Here is a 21,423-nt window from a genome sequence, read left to right on the forward strand (position 1 = left end):
ACCAGCGCTGGAGGGAGGCTCCGCGATGACCGCACCAGGCCCGGACATCACCGCCCGGTACGAGACGGACGGGTACGTCGTCGTTCCCGGGGTGATCGACGCGGATCTCGTCGGCGCCGCGAACGCGCACGTCGACTGGTTGCTGGAGCGGCATCCCGAGCTGACGCCGGAGCAGCTGGGTCACCGGCTCTGCCGGGACGATCCGTTCTGGATCCACCTGGTCTCCGACGAGCGCCTGCTCGACGTCGCCGGGCTGTTCGTCGGCCCGGACATCGCGTTGTTCGCCACCCACTACCTGTGCAAGGCGCCGCGGTCCGGGAAGGGCGTCGAGTGGCACCAGGACGGCGCGTTCTGGCCCCTGGAGCCGTTGAACGTCGTCACGCTATGGCTCGCGCTGAGCGACTCCGACCCGGACAACGGCTGCCTGCGCGTGCTGCCGGGATCGCACCGGTCGACGCTGGCGGACATGCGGCCGGCCGAGACCGACAGCGTGCTGCGTCACCGGATCGACGCCGAGGTCGACGAGGGCCTGGCAGTCGACCTGGTGATGCGTCCCGGTGACGTCGAGGTACACCACCCGAACATCCTGCACAGCTCCATGCCGAACCGTTCGGACCGGTGGCGTCGAGCCCTGACCATCCGCTACATCCCGACCAGTACGCGGATCACCAGACCGGACGAGGCGTCGCCGTTCCTGCTCCGCGGTGTAGCGGTCCCGGGCGTCAACACCTACCTGGAGCCGCCTCCCTTTCGCGGCGGCAACCGGGTTTCCGAGTGGTGACGTCGTCCGGCGTGCTGGGGGCCTACGGCCACTCCTGGGTGTACGGGACCGGGGCGCGCGCACACAGCGAGGGTTTCGCGGTCCTGGCCGCGCGGGAGCTCGGCCTGGACCTGAACAACCACGCGGCGAGTGGCAGCCTGAGCACGGAGACCGCGCGCCTGGTGACGGCGCAGGCCCCCGAGCCGGCGGACGTGTTCGTGGTGATGACCGGTTTCAACGACGCCCGGCTGTACGGCGCCGCGCCGGCCGGCCGTCGCCAGTACGAGGACTCGCTCGAAGTCCTGTTCCGCGCGCTGCACAAGGCCGATCCGAAGGCGTTGCTGCTGGCGATCGAGCAGCCGTACGTCGAGGACTACTCGGGCCACTCGCCGTACGACCGGGCGACGGACACGATCCTCGATCAGTACAACGCTGTCCTGCGGGCCGTCGTGACAGCCCTGCCGTTCGCGGCCACGGTGGTGGTCGACGGGTGGGACGCCCGAACGATGATTGCCCCGGACAACGTTCACCCGAACGACGACGGACATGCGGTGCTGGCGCGAGCGGTGGTTCGGGCGGCCCGCGAGCGCGAGCAGCCGAGGAAGGACGTCCGATGACGGAGGTGGACGACCGGGTTTGCGCGTTGCTCGAGAGCCACTGGGACGATGCGCGGGGCTACTGCGTGCCGAACCCCACGACGTATCCGCACCTGTGGTTGTGGGACTCCTGCTTCCACGCGATCGTCTGGGCGCACCTCGGCGACGAGCGCGCGCTCCGCGAGCTCGACGCGACCCTGGCCGGTCAGCTGCCCAGCGGCCTCGTTCCGCACATGCGGTACGGCGGGAAGAGGTCGGACTCGTACCTCGGGCCGCTGGAGGCGACCTCGTCGATCACCCAGCCGCCGATGTTCGGCCACGCTGCCAAGGTCCTCGCCGAGCGCGGATTCATGCCGTCGGCAACCACTCTGGACCGGGCCCGGCGGGGCCTCGACTGGCTGTGGCGGGAACGGCGTACCCGCGAGGGCCTGATCTACGTCGTCCACCCGTGGGAGGCGGGCAACGACCACAGCCCCCGCTGGGACGACTTCGGCGCACCCGGCCGGACCCCGGAGCACTACAGCCGGCCGGCCCGGACGGCGTGGAACAAGGACCGCATGTACGACGTCAGCTTCGACGATGCCGGCGGTGCGAACTGGTCGTCGTCGTTCGTCGTCTGCCCGGCGGCCTTCAACGCGTACGTCGCCTTCAACCTCGCCGAACTGGCCGAGCTGCTGCACGACCGGGAGCTCGCGTCCCGCGCGGAGCAGTTGAGCGAGACCATCGATGCCCTTCTGTGGGACCAGGACGAGCACCTCTGGTCCGACCTGCCGCTGGTCGGCGGCGGCCCCTCCTCCAAGCTGCCGACCAGCGACGGGGTCATGCCGGCCCTGGTCACCGCCGACCCGGCGAAGGCGCTCGCCGCCCTGCGGCAGCTGGACGACCCGGATCGGTTCGGGGCGCCGTACGGACCGGCGAACGTTGCCCGCAGCCACCCGTCGTACGACCCGTCGACGTACTGGCGTGGTCCGGCCTGGCCGCCGTTGAACTACCTGTTCTGGCTCGCCGCCCGGCGCTGGTATCTGGACGGCGCCGCGGAGGCGCTCGCGTCCCGCTCGATCGACGGCGCGCTGCAGAGCGGATGGGCGGAGTACTGGAATCCCGAGGACGGAATCGGTCTGGGCGCCGCGCCGCAGACCTGGACCGGCCTCGTCATCGCCATGTCGAACAGCAACAGCTCCGGCGGAGTCCCCGCTGTCCTGTCGCCGAGCGAAGGAGTGTCGGAACAATGAGAGGCAGAAGAGTCATGGCGGGAGTGGCCACCGTGCTGGCCACCGCACTCGCCGCCACCGCCTGCGGAGGCGGATCGAAGGACGAGGGCGCCACCTCCGGTGAGCTCGCGTTCGCGCACAACAAGCCCTGGGACTTCGACGCGTTCTCCAAGGTCTCGAAGCAGGACATCGACGTCAGCCTGAAGAGCACGCAGTACTCCGGCGACCCGTACCGCGCCTTCATCCGGCAGTCGTTCCGGACCAAGGAGAGCCCTGGGCTGTTCACCTGGGAGGTCAGTACGGCGCTCGACGAGCTCGCCGAGCAGGGTGTGATCGCGGAGACCACGGACCTGTGGACCGAGGCCGTCGACAAGGGCCACGTGACGGACGCCGTCCGGCAGCTCTACACGGTGGACGGCAAGCAGTACTGCACGCCGATCAGTGTCGACAACTGGGTGATGTTCTACAACAAGGCGATCTTCGCGAAGTACGGCCTCACCGTCCCGACGACCTGGGACCAGTTGCTGCAGGTCGCGGCCACCCTCAAGCAGCGTGGGGTGACGCCGTTCTGGAACCAGACGAAGAACTTCTCCTTCGTCTGGTTCCAGACCCTGCTCGCCGGCACCGACCTGCAGCTGTACAACGACCTGTCCACGGGCAAGGCGAAGTACACGGACCCGCGGGTGGTCGCGGTGATGAACAGCTGGCTCGACCTGCAGAAGAAGGGGTACTTCAACGATCCCGGCCAGACCGACTTCGCCCGCGACCTGATGCGCGAAGGCAAGATCGCGATGGCCCCCGAGGGCACGTGGTTCACGGCCGACGCCGCACTCGCCGGGATGACGATGGGCAAGGACGTCGACATGTTCGTCATCCCGCCGGTCAAGCCCGGTGCGGCGACCCCGATCGCGATCGAGACCGCCCCGGTGTGCGTCGGGGAGAGCTCGAAGCAGAAGAGCCTGGGCCTGAAGTACGCGAAGTGGTGGATGTCGCCGGAGGGCCAGGCGCCGTGGGTGAAGCAGCAGGGCAACCTGCCCTTCAACCCGGACGCCGAGGCGCCGACACCGCAGATGAAGACCCTCAAGGACAAGCTTGCCGCCGGCAAGTACGAGTACTACAACCGGTACTTCGAGGCGACGCCGGTGCCGATCCGGACGGTCGCGCTGGAGCAGTTCAGCGCGTTCCTGACCAACCGCGGCGACCCGATGCCGTACCTCACCGCGATCCAGGCGGCGGCCGACGAGTACTGGGCCGGGCGATAGCGGCGTGAATCGTTCGGGCGCGACCTCTTACCAGGGCCAGGCTCGGGGCTTCCTCCTCCCGAGCCTGGCGCTGGTGCTCCTGGTCTTCTACCTTCCGGTCCTCTACACCTTCTACCTGAGCTTCACCGAGTACAACGGCCTCGGTACGCCGGAGTTCGTCGGCGTCGAGAACTTCGCCGCGATGTTCGAGGACTCGGCCTTCCTGGGCGCGGTCCGGAACACGTCGATCTGGGTGGTGGGCACGCTCGTCCTCCCGGTCGGCCTCGGTCTGCTCGTGGCGGTGCTGGCCTACGGTTTCCGGGGGAGCGGCTGGCTCCGGCTGCCCTTCCTCGTTCCGTACGCGCTGTCGGGTGTCGCCGTCGGGGTGATCTGGAGCTTCATGCTGGGGTCGGGCGGCGCGCTCACGCAGGCCCTGCAGTTCCTCAACCTGCCGGGGACCGAGTTGCGCTGGCTGCAGGACTCGCCGCTCAACACCGTCGTCATGGTGATCGCGGCCGCGTGGCAAGGCGTCGGTGTGAACGCGCTGCTGTTCACCGTCGGGCTGCAGTCGATCCCGAAGGAGCCGCTCGAGGCCGCGCGGATCGACGGAGCGACCGGCTGGCGCCTGTTCACCACCATCACCTGGCCCCTGCTCCGGCCGTCGACGACGATCGTCGTCGGGCTGTCGATCGTGAACGGCCTCAAGACCTTCGACATCGTCCAGGCGATGACCCAGGGCGGTCCGGCGCGGTCGTCGGAGACGTTGGCCCTGACGATGTACCGCGACACCTTCGTGAACAGCGACTACGGACTGGGATCGGCCGTGGCCATCTTCCTCAGCGTCGTGACGGTCGGCGCCTCGATCATCTACCTGCGCCGGCAGTTGAGCCTGAGCAGCGCGAGCCTCGGAGGTGGCAAGTGACACCGTCACGCACCGGGATCATCGTCCGGGTCACCGTGCTGGCCATCCTCGGCGCCCTCTGGCTCGTGCCGGTGTACCTGCTGCTCGCCAACGCCGGCAAGACCGTCGAGAACTACTCCGGCTCCACCTTGTGGCACCCTGGCTCACTGACGGACCTGTGGGAGAACCTCAGCCAGGTGGCGACCGGGACGGACATCCCCCGGGCCCTGGCGAACACGGCCGTCTACAGCATCGTCTCGCCGGCCATCGCCGTCGTCCTGGGAGCGACCGTCGGGTTCGCCGTGATCGTGCTCAAGCTGCGCCGCGGCTTCCTGTGGTTCTTCGTCATCTATTGCGGGTCGGTGTTCCCGCTCCAGATGCTGGTGATCCCGCTCTTCGACAGCTACTCGCGGCTCGGCCTGTACGACACGCTGACCGGCATGGTGCTAATCTACTCGATCGTCTGCCTGCCGTTCTCGGCGTTCGTCATGCGCAACTTCTTCGCCGGCATCGCCGAGTCGGTCTTCGAGGCGGCCGTCGTCGACGGGGCGAGGACCCTGCGCATCTTCACCAGGATCTATCTGCCGATGTCGTCCAGCGCGCTCGCCGTCGTCTTCATCCTGCAGGCGACCTGGGTCTGGAACGACCTGCTCCTCGCCCTCATCCTGACCCAGAGCGACACGACCCGCCCGGTCATGCCCGTCCTCACCGGCCTCCAGTCCACCGAAGGCGGCGGCGCCAGCTACACCACAGTCCTCGCGGCCGCGATCCTCGTCTCGATCCCGACCGCCCTGCTGTTCCTTCTGTCCCAGCGTTACTTCAAGAAAGGCCTGGCCCTCGGCCAGTACTGACAGTCGGCCTGGCCGGTTCCGGCAGCGTCCGGGATACGACACGACATCCCATAGTGCGAACGCGCAGCGATCCGATAGCACAGGTGCATGAACTTGTTCAGAGCCTTACCAAGGCGGGCGGCGCTGTTGCTCACCGGCATCCTGGTGATGTCCGGTGTGACCGCGCCGGGCGCCGCGTCCGCCAGTACGCCACCCGCCGCGTCCGCCAGCACGCCACCCGCCGCGTCCGCCAGTACGCCACTCGCCGCGCCGCGGACCCAGCAGGGGCCGGCGACCGTCACCCTGCTCACCGGTGATCGGGTCACGCTCCGGCCGGGCCAGGACGGGAAGCCGCTGGTCGACGTCCGGGCCCGCGACGGCCGGTCCGGTCCCAGCGGCTTCTCGATCCGTCACGAGCACGGCCGCGTCAGCGTCGTACCGCACGACGTCGAGCGGCTCGTTCCCGACGTCCTCGATCCGGCCCTGTTCGACGTGACCGGCCTGGTCGAGATGCGGTACGACGACGCGCACCGCGCCGACCTCCCCGTCATCGTTCGCGATGCACCGCGGACGCTGGCAGCCTCGGAATTCGTCCCCACCCGGGCGCTGGCCAGTGTCGACGCGACCGCCGGCCGCATCCAGAAGGCCGGCACGCGCACCTTCGGCGCCGCGTTGGTGGCACCCGGCGCCCCGCGGCCGGCCAAGATCTGGTTGGACCGCGCCGTCCGTGGCGACTCGCTCGCCGGCGCCCAGGCCGCGCCCCTCGACGGCTTCCTGACGCAGGTCCAAGCGCCCGCCGCCTGGAAGCGCGGTCTCGACGGCCGTGGCGTCAAGGTCGCGATCGTCGACTCGGGGATCGACGCCGGGCACCCGGCACTGGCCGGCAAGGTCACGGCGACCGCCGACTTCACCGGGGAGGGACCGCAGGACGACGTCGGGCACGGCACCCATGTCGCCTCGCTGGTGGCCGGCACCGGGGCCGGAGCCGACGGCGCCCGGCAGGGTGTCGCGCCGGCCGCGGAGCTGATCTCGGGCAAGGTGCTGAACGCTGACAACCAGGGCACCGAGTCGAGCGTCATCGCCGGGATGGAGTGGGCCGTCGGCCAGGACGCCGACCTCGTCAACCTCAGCCTCGGCGGCCGGGCCGACCGGTTCGGTACGGATCTGATGGCGGCAGCCGTCGACCGCCTGACGGCGCAGAGCGGGGCGTTGTTCGTGGTTGCCGCTGGCAACAGTGGCGCGATCTGGCCGACGCCGTTCTCGATCGAGACCCCCGGGACCGCCGCGTCCGCGCTCACCGTGGGCGCCGTGGACCGGACCGATCACAAGGCGTACTTCTCCAGTGAGGGACCGACCTGGTCGTACCGGCAGAAGCCCGAGGTGTCCGCGCCGGGGGTCGACATCGTCGGCGCCAGGGCAGGGGCTCGCGACGGCGACCTCTACACGGCGATGTCGGGCACCTCCCAGGCGACCCCGTTGGTGACCGGCGCCGCGGCTCTGCTGCTCCAGCAGCACCCGGAGCTGACCTGGCAGCGACTCAAGGCGCGGCTCAGCAGCGCGGTCGACGACACCGGGCGCTACACCTCGTGGTCGGGCAGCGGACGGGTCAACCTGGACAAGGCGACCTCGGCCGGCCTGTCGGCGGACGTCGGCGTCGTCGACTTCGGTGCCATCCGGCACCCGGACGACTCGGCGCAGACCCGGACCGTCACGCTGACCAACCCCACCGACGAGCCGGTAGCGGTCAGCTTCGCCGACCATCAGACGACCATCGAGGCAAAGACGGCCCCCGAGGGCGCCGTGGTCGCCACTCCGGCCGCCCTGACGATCCCGGCACGCGGCACGGCGAGTACGACGCTGACGCTGGACCCGGCCGCGCTGACCGACACCATGTGGCAGGGCTCGCTCGACGTACTCGGTGCCGACGGCAAGCAACTTCTGCGGCTGGCGTTGAACGCGTACGACGAGCCGCCGATGTACGACCTGTCGGTCCGGGTGCTCGACCGCGACGGGAAGCCGTTCGCGGGCGGGTACGTCACCGCGTTCAACGCCGGCAACGGTGGCTTCACCAAGCTTCCGCTGGACTCGCACGGCCGCAGTCCCAGCGTCCGGCTCCCGCCGGGGGAGTACAACCTGTCCTCGATCGTCCCGACCGGCGACACGGTCGCCATGACCGGTGCGCCCGACTTCGTGGTGAACCGGGACACGACCGTCACCCTCGACGCCCGGAAGGCGGTGCGGCTCAACGCTCCGGCGGTCGAGGGGCAGCCGACCAAGGTCACCCAGGGGACCGTCAGCTTCCTGCGTTCCGCCGTCGACGGCCGGTGGTATGCGGACTATCTCGAGTTGACCGCGGCGGACCTCGCCGCCGGCCGGATCTACGTGCAGCCGACGGCGGCGCCGAAGTACGGCACCTTCGAGGCGACGACCCGGTGGCGGCTGGAACCGACGACCAAGGCCAGGCCGGACGCACCGGACGTCTACGAGGTCTACCAGAGCGCGAACCGGTTCACCCTGCCGCTGGCCAAGAACCTCGATCGCAAGGCTCTGCGGGCCATGGCTCGCGTCGAGAGCACCTACGGCAGTGTGTGGGGTGGTGGGGTCCGCGCGATGACCCGCAACGCCATCGGCCCGGCCGGCTTCGGCGTGTCGATGTGGCGCACCGTCGAGACGCCGTCCCGCCGGGTCGAGTTGCTGTCCGCGGGCCCGAACATCAGGTGGGTCCAGTGCGTGGACACGCCCGCGTCGGGCATCAGCGGCCTCTGCGACGCGCCGGGCCGGTCGTACAAGCCCGGCGAGCGGGTCCGGTCGGTGTCCGGTACGGCGATGCATCCGCAACTCAACCTCGCCGACATCGCCCGTGGATCCTTCAACGTGCAGGTCGGGCTGGCCGACGCCGATCACGTAGGCATCGTCGACACAGCTGTCGTCGGCGGACAGCGGCTCAAGCTGTACCGTAACGACGTACCGGTCGGTGAGCTCGCCGGGCCGTCCGGCTTCTTCGAGGCCGCGGCCGGCCCGGCGAGGTGGCGGCTCGAGCACAGTTGGTCGACGGATCAGGTGCCGACGTCCGGGCAGGCCAAGACCACCTGGACATTCGACGCGACACCGCCCGCCGAGGACCAGAACCCGGTCCGGCCCTCGTTGCTCAGGCTCAACTACGACCCGTACGGCGCCGCCGACGGCAGCGCGCCCGCCTGGCGCCCGCTGCTGTTCGACCTCGGCATCGGCTACCAGCCGGAGGTCGCCACCGCACCGGTGAAGTCCGTCAAACTGTGGGTCTCGTCGGATCGCGGCAAGCACTGGACACCGGCGCCGCTGTTCCGGGCCGGAGCCGGCTACCGGACCATCGTCGCCCCCTGGTCGCTACTCCCCGGCCGAACCCTGTCCGTCCGGGCCACCGTCACCGACAAAGCCGGCAACTCCATCGACCAAACCGTCCTGGACCTGATCCCAGTGCGCTGACCCCCCGGCCCAGGACCGAGAGAAAGGACTGTGTACATGAGCGTGGATCGGCTGGCGGATCGGTTGTTTCGGGTTGGGCTTGGGCCTTATCAGGCGTACTTGTGGTGTGACGACGACGGGGTGACGTTGGTCGATTCCGGGGCGCGGGTGCTGGTACGGCGATCAGCGAAGCGCTCACGTCGATCGGGCTCGGCCGTGGTGACCTCCGCCGGGTGGTGCTGACGCATTTCCACGACGACCATGCCGGCGGCGCCGCCGAGGTGGCCGCGTGGGGTGTGCCGGTGGTGGCCCACGCGGCCGACGCTCCGGTGATCCGCGGGGAGGTGAAGGGGCCACCGCCGAACTTCACCGAGCAGGAGCTCGAGCTTCACCGGTTGGTGGCGGCAGGCTTGCCTCCCGCGCCACCTGTCCAGGTCGACCAGGAGGTCGGCGACGGCGACGTACTCGACTTCGGTGGTGGAGCGGTGGTGGTATCGACGCCCGGGCACACCGACGGCAGCATCGCGATCCACCTTCCGGAGTACGGCGTACTCTTCACCGGCGACATCGCCGCGGAACACGAGGGCGCGGTGATGCTCGGCGTGTTCAACCTCGACACGGAGACGGCCGCAGCGTCCTTCCGCAAGCTCGCCGCCCTGGAGGCGGACGTCGTCTGCTTCGGCCACGGCCGCCCGCTGCTGGAGAGGGGCACGGCCCGACTCCGGGCCGCGCCCCTGCCGTCGAGTGGCTCCTGACGCCGTCTCAGGACGTCGGAACGCCGTCGCGGATCGAGATCCACTCGCTCCAGGCCGAGCAGCCGGTGAAGCCGGTGCCTGCGCTGTAGTTCTTGTGGCAGACCTGCAGACGGATGTGTCCGCTCTCGGCCAGGTCGTGGTTGCAGACGGTCTGACCGTTCTGCGCGCCGTCGGAGTCGATGCACTCGCCCCGGCGGCCGTAGTCGGTCACCCAGCGGGTCACGGCGCTCTTGTTGTCGAACGCCCAGTCCAGGGTGCCGACGTAGTCACCGTCGTACTGGAAGTAGCCCCGGGATCCGGCAGCGTTCTCCGCCCACGGGATCAACGTGCCCGCGGACGCCGGCGATGCCGCCAGCCCCGCGATGCCAAGGCCACCCACGAGCATGGCCGCCAACTTCTTCACTGTCCTGTCCTCCAGAGGTAGCCGGGGCACGACCCTGACGTCTGGCCCCGTGATGTCCCCGCAGAGCCTGCCAGGGTGAACCTGTCGGCCGAATCCCTCCGGAGATTGATCGCGGTCATTCCGACGGGTGAGCGACACCGTCATCCTGGAGAGGGCCGGGCCGCCCGGGTGGACGGTCGTCGGTCAGGAGGTGAGGAGGGCGAGGCGGACGGTGAATGAGAGGGCGAGGACGAGGACGCAGAGGATGCGCCAGGGGGTGGTGGCGGGGCGCAGCGGGAGTAGGGCCGCCGGCACCAGGGCGAAGAGTGCGACGGCCATGAAGACGTTTGCGGTCTGCAGGTCGTCGGTCAGACTCCGCACGCACTGGCCGTCCTCGTCGTACGGGCAGTCCTCCTGCGCGGAGGCGTAGGACAACACCTCGACGATCGCGAGCACGATGTTCAGCGGGATCAGCACGAACGCGGCAACCCGCCACGTCCGATCCACCGTCCGTACGTCGCTCTCCGGGGACAACACGGCGAACGACGCTACCAGCAGCCGGGCTCAACCAGCTCTGACAGCCGCGGCCGTGGCGGACGTCACTGGCCGCGGTGTCACAGCGATCGGGGCAGCGGCGTCTCGTGGGCGACAGGGAAGCCACGAGAGAACGGAAGACAGATGAGCAAGGTCTGGTTCGTCACCGGGTCGTCCCGCGGCCTCGGTCGCAGCTTCGTCGAGGCCGCGTTGGCACGCGGAGACAAGGTGGCCGCGACCGCGCGCAGTACCGCGAGTCTTGACGAGTTGGTCACCACCTACGGAGACGCGGTGCTTCCGCTCGAGCTGGACGTGACCGACAGGGCCACCGTCTTCGACAGTGTGCAGCGGGCGACAGATCGTTTCGGCCGCCTCGACGTCGTGGTGAACAATGCCGGCTATGCCCAGATCGGTGCGATCGAGGAACTCACCGAGCAGGAACTGCGCGACCAGTTCGAGACCAACGTGTTCGGTGCGGCATGGGTCATCCAGGCGGCCCTTCCGCGGTTGCGCGCGCAGGGCTCCGGCCACGTCGTCCAACTCTCCTCGATCGCCGGGCTCATCGCCATGCCGCTCGGCGGCGCGTACCAGGCGTCCAAGTGGGCCCTCGAAGCCCTGAACGAGACGCTCGCCCGGGAGGCCGCCGACTTCGGCATCAAGGTGACCGTCATCGAGCCGGCCGGCTTCGCCACCAGGTCAGGCAAGAACCCGGATCCGCTCGCCAACGGGCATCTGGCCGAGACGAATCCGGCGTACGACGGCCTTCGTCAGCGTCTCGCCGGGATGATGGGCAACCAGCCCGCGGGCGACCCGGCCGCCGCGGCCCGGACGCTGCTGAAGATCGTCGACTCCGACAACCCACCGTTGCGGGTGCTCTTCGGTCAGGGGTTCCACCAGATGCTCGAGCAGGTGTACGCCGACCGCCTCAAGACCTGGAGCGACGGGCAGGATCTCTCGGTGGAGGCGCACGGCAACCTGGCTCAGAGCTCGGCGACCACGCCTTGACCGCGCCTCACCTCCAGCTGTTTTGGCGGGGCTGGTCGGCGGGGGTGGACCACCAGTGGTGGCGTGGGTCGTCGGGGGCGGGTGCGAAGACATGGAGCTCGGCGTCGTAGCGCATTCCCTCGGGGTCGCCCGTCGGTGCGACCTGGGTGCCCGGGGTGACGGCGGTGAGGTCGACGACCGTGGGCGGGCCGGTCTGCGGAACGCGTAGCCGGATCAGGTGCTGGTCGGAGGCCCGGCGTACGAAGATTGCCGGGTTGCCGTTGGAGTCCGCGTAGCCTGCCGGACTGCCTGTCGCCACCACGCCGGTGGACGCCGTGAGGTCGGTGCTGGTAGGCCGGTCGCCGTCCATATCGAACGACCACTGGACGATGCGGCCGTCGGGGCCGACCAGGACGACGTACTGCCGGGCGGTGAGAATGTTGCGCCCCGCGCTGTCCTTGCGGGTCCCCGACGTCGTCCAGGCCGCGAGTTTGGTGCCCGCCGCAACGGGGATCCCGAGATCCTCGTGCTGTACGACGCCCGCGTCGCTCGGCTGCCACCACCACCGGTGCAGCGTCCCGTTGGCCCCGCGTGCGTAGACCATCTGGCCGCGACCCCAGACGAACGCTGCCGGTGTGCCCGTGATCGTCCCGCCCCAGTTGTCGCCGTGCACCTTGGCATCTCCCGGGGACCACCACAGATGGGCCAGCTTGCCGTTGCTGTCGGCACCGAAAACGTGGCGGGCGGAACCGGAGCTGAACGCGGCCGGGTCGCCGGCGAACCGGATCGTCCCGAACCCGTTCGCTGCGGCGGCCGCGGTCCAGTCGGTGGTTCGCCATCCTGTGCCGGGTGTGTACAGGGTCTCGCGGACGGTCCCGTTCGTACCCCGGCTGAACACGCTCAACTGATCACCCGCGCTGTTGAGAGCCACCGGCCGGCCCGCGACCGTGCCCGCCGGCAGCAGGTCCTCAGCGACCTGGCCACCGGCCGCTGTCCACAGCGAATGGTGCAGTGCGCCGGTGGACGACGACGTGAAGAGCTGCTGCGAGCTCTGGTAGCGCATGGCCGGACTGGTCGGAGTAGCTCCGAGCCCGGGGTCGTTGAACATCGGGGTCTCGACGATGCCCGGCGCTCGTCCGACCGCGGTGATCGTCGGCAACGCACCGGCGTACGTCGGCGAGACCGGCGTCGTACCCCACGCCTTCTGAGCCACCGGCCGCATCCGGCTGGTGAGGTCGCGTTCCAGCCGGCCCGCGTCGTACACGGCGCCGGAGGTCCAGACGCAGAACTGGATGCCGGCCAGCGCCGGGTCGGTGGCGCCGCCGGGCAGACGCGTCCCGCCCTTGAAGGTGCCGGGGTCGAAGGAGTTCCAGATGCGGTCCGGCGGGTTCTGGGTGGTGCCGAGATTGAAGTAGATGAAGTCCGCGTTGGAGTTGATCAACGTGTGGCCGGCCGCCTTCAGCTGGGCCGGCGTGAGTCCGCTGGTCCACCAGTGCATGAGCTCGAGGTTGGTGTCCAGCGCGACCTTGGTGGCGGGCTGGATGTCGTCGGACCACATCCGCGCGGTCTTCCCCTGGGCGCGGATCACTCCGTTCGCCTGGTTCATGTACGCGCGGAAGGCGTCCTGGACGGCGCCCGGCTCGTTGTACTTCGCCATCGCCTGCTGGTAGAGCTGCGCGAAGTTCGTCGCGTTCACCCCGCTCGTGCGGATGTTGAACCGCGGCCACTCGTCGCCGCCGATGTTGAACGTGTCGGTCGGGAAGCGGCCGGCGTGCTCGTCGAGCTTCGTGGTCGCCCACGACACCCCGGCGGCGTTCATCACGTCGAGCGAGATCGGGTCGCGCAGCGTCGACGTACCGGACTTGTACGTCAGCCGGTACTGCTCGGGGATGTAGCCGGTCTGGAACTTCGGGCTGTTGGCCCAGCCGACCAGTTTGACGTGGCGCTGCTTCGCGATCGCCTGGACGGCGGCGATGTCGGCGTCGGTCAGGCTGAAGGAGCTCAGCGTCAACTCGTTCAGCTTCAGGTAGCTCATGTCGCGCAGGATGTTGTCCAGCCACGACAGCGGCATCCGCTGGATGCTCAGCAGGAAGCCGCGGACGCGGTACTGCGGTGAGTCGTCGACGACCCCGGCCGGCAGCGTGCGCTGTCGCTTGATCAGCTGCAGCATGGTCCGGGTACCCCAGTAGGCCCCGACGGCGGTCTTCGCGGTGATCGTGGTGACGTCGCCGAGTTGAATCCGGTACGCCTCGTCCCCGGTGAGGGTGGGGTCGAGCCGCAGTACGACGTCACCGCTCGCGGGCGACGATTCGACGACTGCCGGAGTACTGCCGGTGAGGTAGGACAGGTCGTCCGCGAAGGTCTCCGCTTCCGTACGCAATCCACTGCTGCCGACGACGAGGCGCGATCCGGCCGACCACGTGAACTCGCCCGATGCCGCCGGCTGCCAGGACCTGACAGCCGGCAGCACCGCCGGTAGCGCAGCCGCCTGCGCAGCAGCCGCCTGCGCAGCGGTCCCCTGGGGAGGCGCCGACTGCTGAGCGGCCGCCTGCGCGGCGGTGCCGCCGACCAGAGTCGACGCCAGAACGAGTAGGGCCACTGCCAGCCGCCGTGCCGAAGACCAAGTCATAGCGTCTCACTGTGAACACAACGGCCATGACCGTAAACCCTTTCTACCCAGATCGAACGTGGTTACCAGTTCCAGGCGACGCCGCGTTTGCACTGGCTGATGGGCGGGGTGGAGATCCCGCCGCCGCTGAAGACGACCCGGGTGCCGTCGGGGTCGGTGTAGCAGCCGTCGAGCTCGGCGGTCCATTCGCGTTGCGTCTTGGGGGTCGCGTAGAGCAGCTTCCCTGCGGCGTCGTACGCGCGCACCGTGTGCGTCGGCGGAGCGTCCGGGGTCTTGGGGTCGTAGGTGCTCAGGTACTTCGTCGGCGCGAAGAAGAACCCGTTCCGCAGGACCGCTTCGATCGCCGGACGGTTGCCGAGGGCAATCGTGACCCGGGTTACGCCCTTGGTGTAGGTCCCGCTGCCGTTGCCACCGCCGTCGACCACGTCCCGCTGGACTCCGCTGCCACCCGGCAACCTGGACATCAAGATCCGCCCGTCCGGGCCGAACCCGCACCCCCTGGTCAGTTTCGCGGATTTGAGCAGCACCCAGCTGGTCGCGCTGGTGTCGGCCGGCGGATTCACCCACCTGAAGGCCTCCACCACGGTGTACGGCTGCCCGGTCACCCCGGCTCTCCCACCCCAGGAGAGATCGCACCTCCGTGCGTGGACCGCGCGCTCGGCGGCGGTGAGCGGCTCGAGTGCAGGTGTCGCGACCGCCGTCTGCTGACCGGCGGCGGGTGGCTGCGCCTCGTCGCCACGCAGCGCGGGTACGGCGAAGGCGAGGCCGGCGATCACGACGACGACCGCAGCGGCCGCCAGCAGCGGGACCGCCCGCCGGCGAGGTGACGAGGCCTGGTAAGCCGCTTCGTGGTCGACGATGGCGACGAGCTCGGCCCGCTGGCGTGCGCGGGTCCGGGGATCGAGGTCGAATTCCGGGGGACGGACCGACTGAGAGTTCATGATGGTGACCTCAACGACGTAGGGGTGGTGAGTTCGCGCAGGCGCTTGCGGGCGCGGGACAGGCGTGACTTGACGGTGCCGATGGGCAGGTTCAGCGCGACCGCGGCCGCCTGCTGGTCGAGACCGGCCCAGATACACAGCTCGACGACTTCGCGTTCGTGCCGGGGAAGGCGTTTGAGCAGCTTCCGGGCCGGACTGATCCGCCGGTCGTCGTCCGTCTGACCGGCGACGTCGTCGGCGTGGTCCCGGACGTTCTCGGTGACCAGGTGCGCGGCGGCCAGCGCACGGCGATACCGTTGCTTGGAGCGCCATTCGTTCCGGGCGGTGTACTCCGCGGTCCGCAACAGCCACGGCAGCGTCGAGTCACGGTCCAGCACTACCTCGTCGCGCCGTCGCCACGCGTGCAGGAAGACCGCCGAGGTCAGGTCCTCGGCATCACTCCAGGATCCTGTCCGCCGGTACAGGAAGTTGAAGACCGCGCGGGAGTGCCGGTCGTACAGCTGGGCGAACGCCTGCGAGTCGCCCGCGGCCACCCGGTCCCAGAGGTTGCCGTCCGAGCCGGTCATGATCAGGCCCTCCCGCGCGGCCTGCACCACGCTCACGTCGTCGTTCCGGTCTCGCCACAGCTCATCAGCGTTCCCTTCGATCATGGATCGTTCGTCTACTAGCTGATATGTCTGCCCGGTCCCGTCAGGTTCCCGAAACCGTCACGGCGTCCGACGGCCGGGGTGGGTCAGCCCCAGCCGCCCTGTGCCATGGTCTGGAACTTCCAGTTGCCGTCGACCTTCAGCAGCAGGTCGCCGTACCGGATCGGCTGCGTGTGCCCCTCGTACGTCATCGTGCCGTCGGTGACCACGAACACCAGCGCCTCGGACAGGAAGTACGGCGTCCGCGTCGTGTCCATGCGGACGTCGCCGCCACCACCCATCACCTGGTCCATCTGAGCGACGTACGCCTCCCGGCTGCATTGTGCGGCCGACGCGTTTCCCTTCCCGTCGTCGGTGACCTCGTTCAGCGGGAACACCGCCACGTCCGCCATCGCTTCGTAGTCGCGCGCGGCAGCCAGCGCGTCGAACCGCTCGTACCACGCCAGCACGCTCGCGATCTCCGCCTCGGTCGGCTCGTATCCGGCCGTTTGCGTTGTCATGATGCTCCTCCTTGCCGATAAACTCCGTACAGTGTACCCAGTTTAAGGCCATGCGCGATCGAATTTCGGCCAGGTGAGTTAGGCGCTACCGGATCGGGCGGCCGAGCGGGGTCATCGGCGGGCTCGTTGACGGGCGCGGTACGTGCGGGTCTTCTGCCGGTTGCCGCAGACGCCCATCGAGCACCAGTGCCGCGAGCGGTTCTTGGACGTGTCGTAGAACGCCAGTTGGCACTCGTCCGCGGCGCAGAGCTTCAGGCGGGTCCAGGTGTCGTCGGCCTGGGTCTCGGCGATCGCGACGAGAAGCCGGGCGAGACCGCCACGGACGCCGCCGATCGCGGGAGCGAGGTGAGGGCGGGTGCCGTCGAAGACGATCCGGAGGGGAAGCGCGGAGGCCGCCGTGTCGAGGTCAGGTACCGGCGCGGTCTGGTCCCGGTCGTGGTGCCGCATCATTGCGTCGCGCAATCCGGATCGAAGCGTGAGTGCGAGCTCGAGGTCCTCGCTGTCGGCGCGGTGGTCGGCGCCGACCAAGTTGTGCCGGCGGAGCCACGTGGTCAGCGCCGCGGGGTCGGACAGCGCCTCGGGAGGGTCCGCATCGACATCGACGTCGAGCGTATCGGCGAAAGCGCACAACAGCAGGGCCTGCGCCGGCGTCACGGCGCTGCTCCCCGAACCCGCCTCCGCGATCTCATTCACCTCTCCCACCGTATCGACACCAGCATAGCCCGATTGCCGGTTGACACTCATGGCTAACCAGCATAGCGTCTTTGCTGGTGTTGATGTAGGGAACGGAGGGGTAGAGGATGCCGGCGGGACAGGATGCGGGTGACGGCACGACGCGGTCCGGTGAGGTCGATCCTGCCGGTCGGGCCGGGCAGGCTGCCCGTTTCTCGCCGATCTCGCTGGTGCTGGTCGGCATCGTCTCGGTCCAGTTCGGCGCGGCGGTCTCGAAGGGCCTGTTCGGTGAGATCCCGCCGGTCGGGATGGTGTTCCTGCGCCTGCTGACGAGCACGCTGATCCTGCTGGCGTATGCGCGTCCCCGGCTGACCGGGCGGGCAGCGGGGGACTGGCGGCCGGTGCTGGCGCTCGGCCTGGCGTTGGGGGCGATGAACTGGGCGTTCTACGAGTCCTTCGCCAGGATTCCGCTGGGGGTGGCGGTGACGATCGAGTTCATCGGTCCGTTGGCGGTCGCGGCCGTCGGGCGTCGCCGGCCGCGCGATCTGCTCTGGGTGGGGTTGGCGGCGGTGGGCATCGTGTTGTTCGGCGCCGGTCCGACGAAGGTGGATGTGCTCGGCTTCGTCCTGGCGTTGGTTGCGGGCGGCTGCTGGGCGCTGTACATCGTCTCGACGGCGGCGACGGGACGTCGCTGGGCCGGTCTCGACGGGTTGGCGGTGGCCAGCACGGTGGCGACGCTGGCGCTCGCTCCGTTCGCCGTGGCGGCGGCGGGCGACCGCCTGCTCGATCCACGCCTGCTGGTCCTGGGGGCCTTGGTCGGCTTGCTCAGCTCGGTGATCCCTTACAGCCTCGAGATGATCGCCTTGCGCTCCCTGCCCGCTCGAACGTTCGGCATCCTGATGAGCCTCGAGCCGGCGATGGCCGCCCTCGTGGCCGCGGTCCTCCTCCGGGAGTGGCTGGCGCCGTGGCAACTCGTCGCGATCGGCTGTGTGATTGCGGCAAGTGTCGGCGCCACCCGCACCTCGTCGAAGCCCGATAGCGACCGCGCCGAGGCCTGAACTCATGCCCGAGATCGACCTGAGGGCGCGTGTCGGGCAGGTTCTGCCCGGCCTTCGCCGGGATCTCGAGGTCCTGATCCGGATCGAATCCGTCAGCAGTGACCCGTCGAGACGCGCCGAGGTCTGGCGCTGCGCGGAGGCGGTTCGCGAGCTGTTCGCGGCCGAGGGGCTCTCGGCCGAGATCCTGACCGCCGAGTCGGGTGCGCCGGCGGTGGTGGCCACGAAACGCAGTCGCCGGATCGGCGCTCCAACGGTCCTCCTGTACGCCCATCACGACGTACAGCCCGAGAACGATCCGGCCGACTGGGACTCACCACCCTTCGAACCGACCGAGCGCGACGGGCGCCTCTACGCCCGCGGAGCCGCCGACAACAAGGCGGGCATCGCCGCGCACCTCGGCGCAGTCCGGGTGTACGGCGACGAGCTGCCGGTCAACCTCACCGTGTTCGTCGAGGGCGAGGAAGAGACCGGATCGGCCACCTTGCCGGCGTTCCTGAAGCAGTACGGCGATCAGCTGGCCGCCGACGTGATCGTGATCGCCGACTCGAGCAACTGGGATCTCGGCGTACCGGCTCTGACCACCAGCCTGCGCGGCGAAGTGAGCGTCGACATCGAGGTCCGAACGCTGGAGCACGCCGTGCACTCCGGCATGTGGGGCGGTCTCGTTCCCGATGCCCTGATGGCGGTGTCGCGGCTGATCGCGTCCCTGCACGACGACGAGGGCAACGTCGCTGTCGAGGGTCTGCATGCCGGACGGGCGGCTGCGGTGGACTACCCGGACGACCGGCTGCGCCTCGGGTCCGGCGCGATTGCACCGCTCCAGTGGATCGGCAGCGGGACCGCGGTCGAGCGGCTGTGGACCAGACCGAGCCTCACCGTGACCGGCCTGGACGCGCCGAAGGTCGACGGTGCCTCGAACACGCTGACCCCGTCGGCCAGGGCCAGGCTGAGTCTTCGGATCGCGCCGGGCGACACAGTGCGCAACGCGATCACGCGGCTCCGCGAGCACTGCGAGCGGCACGTTCCCTGGGGAGCGGAATTGACCGTGACCGTGGTGGAGGCGTGCGAGGCGACCCGGATCGACGCGACCGGTCCGGCGTACGACGCTGCCCGGGACGCACTCACCGAAGCCTGGGACGGCACCGCCCCGATCGACATGGGACTGGGCGGATCGATCCCGTTCATCGCGACGTTCATGGAGGCGTATCCCTCAGCGAGCGTCTTGGTCACCGGCGTCGAGGACCCCGACACCCGTGCCCACGGCGCGAACGAAGGGCTGCACCTGGCCGAGTTCGAACGGGTCGTTCTCGCTGAAGTCCTCCTGCTCCGCAACCTCGGCACCGGCGGCGCACGTCCTGACGCGTGACGGTCTGGCGCTGATGGGGGTGTGCCCGGCGCCGGTCTTCATCACCCGCGCGATCAGGGCGGCCCCGGAGCCGAACGGCGGCTGACTTTTCCGCGTCTCAGTGAATCGGGGTGTGACGTCGTGGGCGGGGTGGGGCGTCGAAGAGGGTGAGACGACGGGAAAGGCAGCTATGAGATCGACGGATGACGAATTCGAGGAGTTCGCCCGGGCACGGACGCCTCATCTCTACCGGACGGCCTGGTTACTGGTCGGCGATCGGCACCACGCCGAGGACCTGGTGCAGGAGACGCTGGCGCGGATGTTCCGGGCGTGGCGCGGCCTGCGGCGGATCGACAACCCGCAGGCCTACGCCCAGACCGTGCTGGTGCGCACGTTCATCTCTCATCGTCGCCGGCGGCGCTCGTCCGAACGTCCGACCTCGACCGTGCCCGAGCTCGCCGTACGCAGCGGCGACATCGAGCTGCGGCTGGCCCTGGAGCGGGCGCTGGCCGAACTCCAGCCGCTGGACCGGGCCGTGCTGGTGCTGCGGTTCTTCGAAGATCGCAGCGTCGAGCAGGTGGCGCTCGATCTCGGCAAGAAGCCCGGCGCGATCAGAACCATGACGTGGCGGGCGCTGGACCGGCTCCGGGCCGTCCTCGGCGACGACGCCGTCCAGTTGACCGCTTCCTGAACGAAGGATCCACGATGAACAACCTGAACGACACCCTGCCCGACCTGATGCGCCGGGCGACCGAGCACCTCGAGCCACCGTCCACCGACCTGGTCGAGCGCGGCATGCGGCACGGCGTGACGCTCCGCCGCCGCCGGATCGCCGTACGCGGTCTGACCGGCGCGACCGCCGTCCTGGCCACCCTGGGCGTCATCGTCGGCGGCACCCAGGTCTTCGGCAGCGGCGAGCCTGCCGGCGAGGCGCCGGCGGCCGGTCCGGCCACTGCCTCGGCCGTGGCGAAGGTTGGTGCTGTCACGCAGAAGGAGACGTTGGAGACGCTCCTGGCGCTGCTGCCGCCGGACCTGAAGGTCGGCCAGGAGCAGACCTGGGGATTCCCCGGGTTCAACGGCGCGGCGGTCGTCGTCGACGACGGCAAGGGCCCGTCCAAGCTGTCGATCGCAGTCAGCGCCGACGGCCAGGACGGGACGTGCGTCGACCCGCAGCCGGGGACCTGCGTACGGCGTCCCGACGGGTCGCTGATCACCGTTTCCGCCAAGGAGCCCACCTACGGAGAGGGAAACCCGGGAGGTGTCGTCCGCAACTCGGTGCTCGTCACCCGGGCCGGCGTCGGAAGCATCAGCCTGATCAGCTTCAACGCCGCCGAGGAGAAGGGGGTCGACAAGAGCCGGGCCGAGCCCGCGTTGTCGGTCACCGCGCTGACCGCTCTCGCGGACGACCAGGCGTGGCGCTTCCCGGCGAAGCAGCCGATTCCGAGCTCGAACCCGGCCAAGCCGGAGCCGAAGTCTCCCGGCGCAGGGAAGCCTGCCGTGCCGGTGCAGCAGACACTGCAGACCCTGCGCAACGTCCTGCCCAAAGGCCTGACAGTCACCAGGCCGCAGACGTGGGGAGGCGGCTCGGAAGGCCACAACGGCGCTGCTTTCGTGATCGACGACGGTAAGGGCCTGTCCCGGATCGACGCGTTCCTCACCTACGAGCAGCCGGTCACCAAGTGCGGGCCGGAAGGTATCCCGAACTGCCGCGTCCGCCCGGACGGTTCCGTGGTCGGGTGGGTCAAGAACGAGCCGGTGTACGCCGACGCCCGGCAGAAGGTCAACGGTGTCGTGTCGAGCCGTGTCGAGATCCACTACCCCGACGGCCGCATGATCAGCATGACCAGCTACAACGGCCCGCAGGAGAAGGACGCCCGGCACACCCGCCCGAAGCCCGCCTTCTCCACGGACCAACTCCTGCAGATGGCGGGGAGCAAGTCCTGGGCCTTCCCCGGAACCAAGTAGTCACCAGCCCACTGAGCGCGCCGTGGCG

At 69.5% G+C, this 21,423-nt stretch carries 20 protein-coding genes; 13 read left to right on the top strand and 7 right to left on the bottom strand.

From position 1 onward, the window contains the following. Positions 1 to 25 precede the first annotated feature (25 nt). The 8 genes from ACQPYZ_RS09595 to ACQPYZ_RS09630 all read left to right on the top strand — a co-directional run bounded on the left by ACQPYZ_RS09595 (position 26) and on the right by ACQPYZ_RS09630 (position 9,738). On the top strand, positions 26 to 781 hold the full coding sequence (locus ACQPYZ_RS09595; protein WP_433167092.1) for a phytanoyl-CoA dioxygenase family protein: 756 nt from the start codon (positions 26 to 28) through the stop codon (positions 779 to 781). After that, positions 775 to 1,377 (top strand): SGNH/GDSL hydrolase family protein, encoded by a 603-nt coding sequence (locus tag ACQPYZ_RS09600; RefSeq protein WP_433167093.1) that lies wholly within the window; start codon positions 775 to 777, stop codon positions 1,375 to 1,377. The genes ACQPYZ_RS09595 and ACQPYZ_RS09600 overlap by 7 nt, the downstream gene beginning before the upstream one ends. Further along, complete coding sequence (locus ACQPYZ_RS09605; protein ID WP_433167094.1) at positions 1,374 to 2,588, top strand: MGH1-like glycoside hydrolase domain-containing protein; 1,215 nt, start codon at positions 1,374 to 1,376, stop codon at positions 2,586 to 2,588. Before ACQPYZ_RS09600 ends, ACQPYZ_RS09605 begins: the two co-directional genes overlap by 4 nt. 14 nt (positions 2,589 to 2,602) lie before the next feature. Then, positions 2,603 to 3,829, top strand: coding sequence for an ABC transporter substrate-binding protein (locus ACQPYZ_RS09610; protein WP_433167095.1), 1,227 nt, complete (start codon positions 2,603 to 2,605; stop codon positions 3,827 to 3,829). Positions 3,830 to 3,833: 4 nt separating this feature from the next. Next, positions 3,834 to 4,730, top strand: coding sequence for a carbohydrate ABC transporter permease (locus ACQPYZ_RS09615; RefSeq protein ID WP_433167096.1), 897 nt, complete (start codon positions 3,834 to 3,836; stop codon positions 4,728 to 4,730). Continuing rightward, positions 4,727 to 5,560, top strand: coding sequence for a carbohydrate ABC transporter permease (locus ACQPYZ_RS09620; protein ID WP_433167097.1), 834 nt, complete (start codon positions 4,727 to 4,729; stop codon positions 5,558 to 5,560). Before ACQPYZ_RS09615 ends, ACQPYZ_RS09620 begins: the two co-directional genes overlap by 4 nt. A gap of 87 nt (positions 5,561 to 5,647) precedes the next feature. Beyond that, positions 5,648 to 9,004 (top strand): S8 family serine peptidase, encoded by a 3,357-nt coding sequence (locus tag ACQPYZ_RS09625; RefSeq protein WP_433167098.1) that lies wholly within the window; start codon positions 5,648 to 5,650, stop codon positions 9,002 to 9,004. Positions 9,005 to 9,216: 212 nt separating this feature from the next. Beyond that, complete coding sequence (locus ACQPYZ_RS09630; RefSeq protein ID WP_433167099.1) at positions 9,217 to 9,738, top strand: MBL fold metallo-hydrolase; 522 nt, start codon at positions 9,217 to 9,219, stop codon at positions 9,736 to 9,738. Between the two features lie 7 nt (positions 9,739 to 9,745). On the opposite strand, the gene ACQPYZ_RS09635 is transcribed toward ACQPYZ_RS09630, so the two are convergent. Then, positions 9,746 to 10,141 (bottom strand): hypothetical protein, encoded by a 396-nt coding sequence (locus ACQPYZ_RS09635; protein ID WP_433167100.1) that lies wholly within the window; start codon positions 10,139 to 10,141, stop codon positions 9,746 to 9,748. A 183-nt stretch (positions 10,142 to 10,324) separates the two neighbouring features. Then, positions 10,325 to 10,657: a hypothetical protein gene (locus ACQPYZ_RS09640; RefSeq protein WP_433167101.1), complete on the bottom strand. Its 333-nt coding sequence runs from the start codon at positions 10,655 to 10,657 to the stop codon at positions 10,325 to 10,327. Between the two features lie 141 nt (positions 10,658 to 10,798). Between ACQPYZ_RS09640 and ACQPYZ_RS09645 the strand changes: the two genes are divergently transcribed. Beyond that, a complete protein-coding gene (locus ACQPYZ_RS09645) occupies positions 10,799 to 11,659 on the top strand; it encodes an SDR family NAD(P)-dependent oxidoreductase (protein WP_433167102.1) in 861 nt (286 codons plus the stop codon). A 7-nt stretch (positions 11,660 to 11,666) separates the two neighbouring features. On the opposite strand, the gene ACQPYZ_RS09650 is transcribed toward ACQPYZ_RS09645, so the two are convergent. From ACQPYZ_RS09650 to ACQPYZ_RS09670, 5 genes are all read right to left on the bottom strand, one after another. Next, on the bottom strand, positions 11,667 to 14,267 hold the full coding sequence (locus ACQPYZ_RS09650; RefSeq protein ID WP_433167103.1) for a glycoside hydrolase family 20 zincin-like fold domain-containing protein: 2,601 nt from the start codon (positions 14,265 to 14,267) through the stop codon (positions 11,667 to 11,669). A 62-nt stretch (positions 14,268 to 14,329) separates the two neighbouring features. Continuing rightward, positions 14,330 to 15,208: a hypothetical protein gene (locus ACQPYZ_RS09655; RefSeq protein ID WP_433167104.1), complete on the bottom strand. Its 879-nt coding sequence runs from the start codon at positions 15,206 to 15,208 to the stop codon at positions 14,330 to 14,332. Beyond that, complete coding sequence (locus tag ACQPYZ_RS09660) at positions 15,205 to 15,858, bottom strand: RNA polymerase sigma factor (protein ID WP_433167105.1); 654 nt, start codon at positions 15,856 to 15,858, stop codon at positions 15,205 to 15,207. Before ACQPYZ_RS09660 ends, ACQPYZ_RS09655 begins: the two co-directional genes overlap by 4 nt. Positions 15,859 to 15,941: 83 nt before the next feature. Then, positions 15,942 to 16,355, bottom strand: coding sequence for a nuclear transport factor 2 family protein (locus tag ACQPYZ_RS09665; RefSeq protein ID WP_433167106.1), 414 nt, complete (start codon positions 16,353 to 16,355; stop codon positions 15,942 to 15,944). 111 nt (positions 16,356 to 16,466) lie between these two features. Further along, entirely contained in the window at positions 16,467 to 17,099 is a 633-nt protein-coding gene (locus tag ACQPYZ_RS09670) for a CGNR zinc finger domain-containing protein (RefSeq protein WP_433167107.1), read from the bottom strand. A gap of 56 nt (positions 17,100 to 17,155) precedes the next feature. Between ACQPYZ_RS09670 and ACQPYZ_RS09675 the strand changes: the two genes are divergently transcribed. From ACQPYZ_RS09675 to ACQPYZ_RS09690, 4 genes are all read left to right on the top strand, one after another. Next, positions 17,156 to 18,085, top strand: a complete 930-nt coding sequence (locus ACQPYZ_RS09675) for an EamA family transporter (protein WP_433167108.1) — start codon at positions 17,156 to 17,158, stop codon at positions 18,083 to 18,085. Positions 18,086 to 18,089: 4 nt separating this feature from the next. After that, positions 18,090 to 19,451, top strand: coding sequence for a dipeptidase (locus ACQPYZ_RS09680; RefSeq protein WP_433167109.1), 1,362 nt, complete (start codon positions 18,090 to 18,092; stop codon positions 19,449 to 19,451). A 169-nt stretch (positions 19,452 to 19,620) separates the two neighbouring features. Further along, positions 19,621 to 20,121, top strand: a complete 501-nt coding sequence (locus ACQPYZ_RS09685; RefSeq protein ID WP_433167110.1) for a SigE family RNA polymerase sigma factor — start codon at positions 19,621 to 19,623, stop codon at positions 20,119 to 20,121. A gap of 14 nt (positions 20,122 to 20,135) precedes the next feature. Next, the gene (locus tag ACQPYZ_RS09690; protein ID WP_433167111.1) at positions 20,136 to 21,395 is read left to right on the top strand and encodes a hypothetical protein; all 1,260 of its coding nucleotides are present in this window, start codon (positions 20,136 to 20,138) and stop codon (positions 21,393 to 21,395) included. Positions 21,396 to 21,423: the final 28 nt, after the last annotated feature.

The organism is Kribbella sp. CA-247076 (assembly GCF_050942445.1).
In the GTDB taxonomy this organism is placed as follows: Bacteria; Actinomycetota; Actinomycetes; order Propionibacteriales; family Kribbellaceae; genus Kribbella.